The 5955-nt window shown below is 66.8% G+C and carries 6 protein-coding genes; 5 read left to right on the top strand and 1 reads right to left on the bottom strand.

Annotation, left to right across the window (positions count from 1 at the left end; all coding sequences use genetic code 11):
* The coding region (locus A9X03_RS13075) for an acyl-CoA carboxylase subunit beta (protein WP_068261408.1) at positions 1-1327 on the bottom strand (1327 nt) is incomplete at its 3' end.
* An 85-nt stretch (positions 1328-1412) separates the two neighbouring features.
* Here A9X03_RS13075 and A9X03_RS13070 point away from each other — a divergent pair.
* The 5 genes from A9X03_RS13070 to A9X03_RS13050 form a co-directional block, all read left to right on the top strand.
* Complete coding sequence (locus A9X03_RS13070) at positions 1413-2435, top strand: LLM class F420-dependent oxidoreductase (RefSeq protein WP_068261406.1); 1023 nt, start codon at positions 1413-1415, stop codon at positions 2433-2435.
* Between the two features lie 11 nt (positions 2436-2446).
* Positions 2447-3667 carry a cytochrome P450 gene (locus tag A9X03_RS13065; RefSeq protein WP_068018462.1) on the top strand — a complete coding sequence of 407 codons (1221 nt, stop codon included), beginning with the start codon at positions 2447-2449 and terminating at the stop codon, positions 3665-3667.
* A 109-nt stretch (positions 3668-3776) separates the two neighbouring features.
* On the top strand, positions 3777-4601 hold the full coding sequence (locus tag A9X03_RS13060; RefSeq protein WP_068261403.1) for an SDR family NAD(P)-dependent oxidoreductase: 825 nt from the start codon (positions 3777-3779) through the stop codon (positions 4599-4601).
* Between the two features lie 58 nt (positions 4602-4659).
* A complete protein-coding gene (locus A9X03_RS13055) occupies positions 4660-5277 on the top strand; it encodes a TetR/AcrR family transcriptional regulator (protein WP_068261400.1) in 618 nt (205 codons plus the stop codon).
* A 23-nt stretch (positions 5278-5300) separates the two neighbouring features.
* Positions 5301-5955, top strand: a 655-nt coding sequence (locus tag A9X03_RS13050) for a hypothetical protein (protein ID WP_067783808.1), incomplete at its 3' end; no start/stop codon positions are given.

The raw sequence follows: 5955 nt of genomic DNA, 5'->3' as shown, positions 1-5955 counted from the left end.
GCTTCGCGGTGATGTCCTCGCCGGCATGGGTCGCCCGGCCCAGCGCGGCCGCGCTCATCGCGCCCATGGTCGCCCCGGGGTAGGCGAACGTCGCGCTCTGGTGGTCAAAACCGAGCAGCGACATGACCATCGAGCCGAATCCGTATGCCTTGCGCAGGGTGACGTGCAACTTGACCGTGGTTGCCGCCGTCTGCGCGGCGAACATCCGCGCACCGGCGCGCAGCACCCCGCTGCGTTCGGACCGACTGCCGGGCAGCATGCCGGGGTTGTCGGCAAGGAAAACGATGGGCAGGTGGAACGAGTCGGCCACCATGATGAAGTGCGCCGCCTTGTCCGCCGCGTCGGCGTCGATGGAGCCCGCGAGCACGTTGGGCTGATTGGCGACGACCGCGACCGGGTGGCCACCGAGATGGGCCAGCGCGCAGATGATCGCCTTGCCGTACCGCGGCTGCACCTCGAACCAGTCGGGTCGGTCGAAGACCACGTCGAGCACGGCGCGCATGTCGTAGACGCGGCGGTTGTCGCGCGAGACGATGTCGAGCAGTTCGGGCGTCGCGCGCGGCTCGCCGGCCTCGTCGGGCGGTAGCTGCGCCGGGTAGGACCACGCGCTCGGCGGGAAATACGACAGGTACCGCCGAATGTCGGCGATCACGGCCTCGTCGTCTTCGGCGACGTTGTGGATCACCCCGCTCGGCACGGCGGTGCCGGGCCCGCCGAGATCCTCCTTCGAGATCTCCTCTCCGGTGGACTCTTTGACGACCGGCGGGCCGGCGGTGAAGATCGCGCCCTGCGCGCTCATGATCCGGAAGTCGCAGACCGGGGCGACGAGCGCGCCGTGTCCGGCCGAGGGGCCGAGCACGGCGGCGACGGTCGGCACCCGGCCCGAGCACTGCGCCTGGGCGAGCAGGTCGGTGGGGGCGCGGCCGTAATGTCCACCGCCAGGACGGAAGCCGGCGCCTTCCAGCAGCATCACCAGGGGAACCTTGTCGCGCAGCGCCAGTTCGGCGATGCGGTAGCGCTTGGAGTTGCCGCCCGGTCCGATGCTGCCGGCCATGGTGGTGAAGTCCTCCGAGCCCAGCATCACCGGCGAACCGTTGATCAACCCGGAGCCGACGACCAGCCCGTCGGCCGCGATCTCGCCGCCGACCAGCGTCCCGATTTCTCGGAACGTACCCGGGTCGAGGAGGCGCTCGATGCGCGCCCGGGCGTCGAGCTTGCCCTTGCCGCGGTGCTTGTCGAGCCGTTCGGTACCACCCATGCCCCACGCACGCTCACGGCGTCGCCCGAGATCGTCGAGCGTTTCTCCCCAGTCCTGGGCTTTCGACATGCCTCTGTCCTACCTCATGCAAGTTTCGTCTGGTGAGCGGATCTGCAGGGTCACATACTGGATTGCTTACTGTAAAGTTACCCGCATGGCCGACGCCGCCCGACTCAAGGTCGACGGGGGCATCCCCAATCAACTCGCTCGCGCGGCCGACGCGGCGGTCGCCCTGGAACGGCAGGGCTACGACGGCGGATGGACGCCCGAAACCAGCCACGACCCATTCCTGCCGCTGCTGCTGGCCGCCGAGCACACGAAGCGGCTGGAAATCGGGACCAACATCGCCGTGGCGTTCGCCCGCAACCCGATGATCGTCGCCAACATCGGTTGGGATCTGCAGGCGTATTCGAAAGGCCGGTTCATCCTCGGGCTGGGCACTCAAATTCAGCCCCACATCGAAAAGCGGTTCAGCATGCCGTGGAGCCACCCGGCCCGGCGCATGCGGGAGTTCGTCTCGGCGCTGCACGCGATCTGGGACGCCTGGCGCGACGGCGGCAAGCTGCGTTTCGAGGGCGAGTTCTACACCCACAAGATCATGACGCCGATGTTCACCCCCGAGGCGCAGCCCTATCCGATGCCGAAGGTGTTCGTCGCCGCGGTCGGTGAGGTGATGACCGAGATGTGCGGCGAGGTCGCCGACGGACACCTGGGCCACCCGATGGTGTCCAAGCGCTACATCACCGAGGTCACCGCGCCCGCGCTGTTACGCGGCCTGCAGCGGGCCGGCCGCCGGCGCGCCGACGTCGAGTTGTCGGCCGAGGTGCTGGTGGCCACCGGCGAGAGCGACGCCGAGCTGCAGACCGCGACGGCCGCGGTGCGCAAGCAGATCGCCTTCTACGGATCGACGCCGGCCTACCGCAAGGTTCTCGAGCTGCACGGCTGGGGCGACCTGCACGCCGAGTTGAACCGGCTGTCCAAGCAGGGGGAGTGGGACGCGATGGCCAAGCTGATCGACGACGAAATGCTGGCGACCTTCGCGGTCGTCGGGCAGGTCGACGAGGTCGGCGCCGCGCTGCGAGACCGCTGTGAGGGTGTCGTCGACCGCGTCCTGCCGATCTTCATGACCGCTTCGCAAACCTGTATCACCGCCGCGATGAAGGAGTTTCGCCAGTGAGCACCACGACGATGGACGACGCCGGGAAGTTGTTGGCCGATCCACTGGCGTACACCGACGAGGAGCGGCTGCACGCGGCGCTGGCTCACCTGCGCGCCAACGCGCCGGTGTCGTGGGTCGAGGTGCCGGACTATAAACCGTTCTGGGCGATCACCAAGCACGCCGACATCATGGACATCGAGCGCGAGAACATGTTGTTCACCAACTGGCCGCGCCCGGTGCTGACCACCGCCGAGGGCGACGAGATGCAGGCGGCCGCGGGCGTGCGCACGCTGATCCACCTCGACGATCCGCAGCACCGGGTGGTACGCGCGATCGGATCCGACTGGTTCCGGCCAAAGGCGATGCGCGCGTTGAAGGTTCGGGTCGACGAGCTCGCCAAGATCTATGTCGACAAGATGATGGCCGCGGGTCCCGAGTGTGACTTCGTCCAGGAGGTGGCGGTCAATTACCCTCTGTTCGTGATCATGTCACTGCTGGGCCTGCCGGAGGCTGACTTCCCCCGGATGCTCAAGCTCACCCAGGAATTGTTCGGCAGCGACGACTCCGAATTCAAGCGCGGCAGCTCCAACGAGGACCAGCTGCCTGCGTTGTTCGACATGTTCCAGTACTTCAACGGGGTCACCGAGGCGCGCCGCGAACACCCGACCGACGATCTCGCCTCCGCGATCGCCAACGCCCGCGTCGACGGGGAACCGCTGTCGGACATCGACACGGTGTCCTATTACCTGATCGTGGCCACCGCCGGTCACGACACCACCAGCGCGACCATTTCCGGTGGGCTGCAAGCACTCATCGAGAACACCGACCAGCTCGAGCGGCTGCAGGCGAATCTCGACCTGATGCCATTGGCCACCGAGGAGATGATCCGCTGGGTCACGCCCGTCAAGGAATTCATGCGCACCGCCAACGCGGACACCGCCGTGCGCGGAGTGCCGATCGCCGCGGGCGATTCCGTGCTGCTGTCCTATGTGTCGGCCAATCGCGACGAGGACGTGTTCACCGACCCGTTCCGCTTCGATGTCGGGCGCGACCCCAACAAGCACCTGGCCTTCGGGTACGGCGTGCACTTCTGCATGGGCGCGGCCCTGGCCCGTATGGAGGTCAACAGCTTCTTCACCGAGCTACTGCCGAGGCTCAAATCCATTGAGCTGATCGGTGATCCGGAGTTGGTCGCCACCACCTTCGTGGGCGGCCTGAAGCACCTGCCGGTGCGGTACTCGCTGGCCTGACTTTCCCAGCTCTATTCGCGGCAGACAGCCATCAGCGCTGAATGGCCCTCGCGTCGATGAGCGCCCCGCTTATCGCGTGATCGCTACACTCCGGCGTGGAGGTCTCGCAATGACGCGCAGGACGATTGTCATCACGGGTGCCAGTGACGGCATCGGTGCCGCTGCGGCTCGTCGCCTCAGTCGCACCGGCGCCCAGATCGTCGTGGTGGGCCGCTCCCAAACCAAGACCGCCGCGGTGGCCACCGAATTGGGCGCGGACTACTTCGTCGTCGACTACGCCGACCTGTCCCAGGTGCGGGCGCTGGCGGACAAGTTGCGTTCGCAGTACCCGCGCATCGACGTTTTGCTCAACAATGCGGGCAGGATGGCCAGCAAGATCGAGCTGACGTCGGACGGCTACGAACGCACCTATCAGGTCAACTACCTGGCGCCGTTCCTGTTGACCACCCGATTGCTGGATGTGCTGCTGGAGTCCCGCGCCACGGTCGTCAACACGACCAGCTCGTCGCACAAGCTGGTCTTCCGTGCCACCGTCGACGACCTGGAGAACACCGCCAGCCGCCGCCCCGCCGCTGCCTACGCGTTCTCGAAGTTCGCAATCGTGTTGTTCACCAAGGAATTACATCGGCGCTACCATGACGCCGGTCTTTCCGTCGCGGCCGTGCATCCCGGCAACGTCAACTCCAACATCGGCATTGCCTCGGGTTCGCGATTTCTCGTGTTCATGCAGCGTTACACCCCGGCGGTGCTCTTCATCTCGAGCCCGGACCAGGGCGCCGACCAGTTGGTGCGGCTGGCGTCGAGCGCGCCCGTATCGGAGTGGACGCCCGGCGCCTACTACGCCAAGCGCAAGATCGCCAAGACCAGTCGCCTGGCAAACGACCCGCGATTGGCCGCCCAGCTGTGGGAGCGCACCGCGGCCAGGCTCGGCTGACGATTCCGCGCGCGGGTGATCTTCGATACTCATTAGTATCTAACCGATACTGACGGGTATGCTACTGCACATGTCGCCCGTCAAACCGCATCGCACCCGCCCCACCCGCGGCGAGGTTCGCGACCGGATCCTGGATGCGGCGTCGAAGGTGTTCGCCGCCGAGGGTTTCGCCGGTGCCACCATCGACGCCATCGGTCAGGCCGCGGGCTTCACCAAGGGCGCGGTCTACTCCAACTTCGAGTCGAAGGACGAGCTGTTCCTGGCCCTGCTCGACCGCGAGTTCGAGCTGCGGGGCGAGCAGATCGCGGTAGCGCTCGACCGCAGCGACGGCGACACCGCCGCGGCCGCGCGTGAGGTGAGCCGGTCGGTGCTCGACTCGGTCCGCGACCATTCCGACTACTACGTGCTGCTCGTCGAGTACTGGCTGCGCGCCCAGCGCGATCCGCAGCTTCGGGGGCGCCTGATCGAGCGCCGTCGCGCCGCTGCCGACCAGGCGCTGCACATCGTCGAGTCGACCGACACCGTGCCGGGCGACCGGCGGCTGACCGACATCGCCCAGCTCGTCGTCACCCTCAACCTGGGCGTCGCGATGGAAGAGGTGCTGCGTCCCGGAACCATCAACCCCGATCTGCTCGCGCAACTGATCACCGCACTGCTGAAATCGATTCCGGTTTGAAGGAGATCAGGGAAAGTCACACCATGGATGTCAAAGACGAACCGGACGACATCGCACCGGTGATCACCGCCGCCGGATTGGGGGTCGACGGTGAGCACGGACCGCTGTTCTCGGGGGTCGACCTGGCCCTGACGCCGGGGTTCCACGCCATTCAGATGCCCGGGGGCCCGGGTCAGACAACGCTGTTGTTGACGATCGCGGGACGCTTCAAGGCCAGTCACGGCTCGCTGAGCGTGCTCGGCGAAACGACGCCGCGCGCGATCCGCCGCCGGTGCGCGATAGCGGCCTTCGACGACATCGATGAACTCGAAGAGTCGGTGACCGTGGCGACCGTACTCGCCGAGCAACGCCGGTGGCTGGCGCCGTGGTATTCGCTGGTGCCGCCGCAAGCCGGTCAGGCCGGGCTGACGGAGGTCTTCGGCGACATGCCCCCGCCGTCTTCGGACACCTACATCGTCGAATTGTCCGACCTGGAACTGTTTTTGCTGCGGATCACGCTCGCGCTGCTGTCGAATCGTCCGATTCTGGTGGTCGGCGACCTCGAGCAAGTGCGCGACAACTCCCGGCGAGCGATCGCGGTGGAACGGCTCGGCGTGATCGCCCAGCAGCGCACGGTCGTCGTCGGAGTCACCAACCCGCTCGGCACCGACGCACCCGAGCACGAGCTTCACGATCGCC

The sequence above is a fragment of the Mycobacterium sp. E1715 genome (assembly GCF_001667625.1).
In the GTDB taxonomy this organism is placed as follows: domain Bacteria; phylum Actinomycetota; class Actinomycetes; order Mycobacteriales; family Mycobacteriaceae; genus Mycobacterium.
This window is presented reverse-complemented; position numbering and strand designations above follow the sequence as displayed.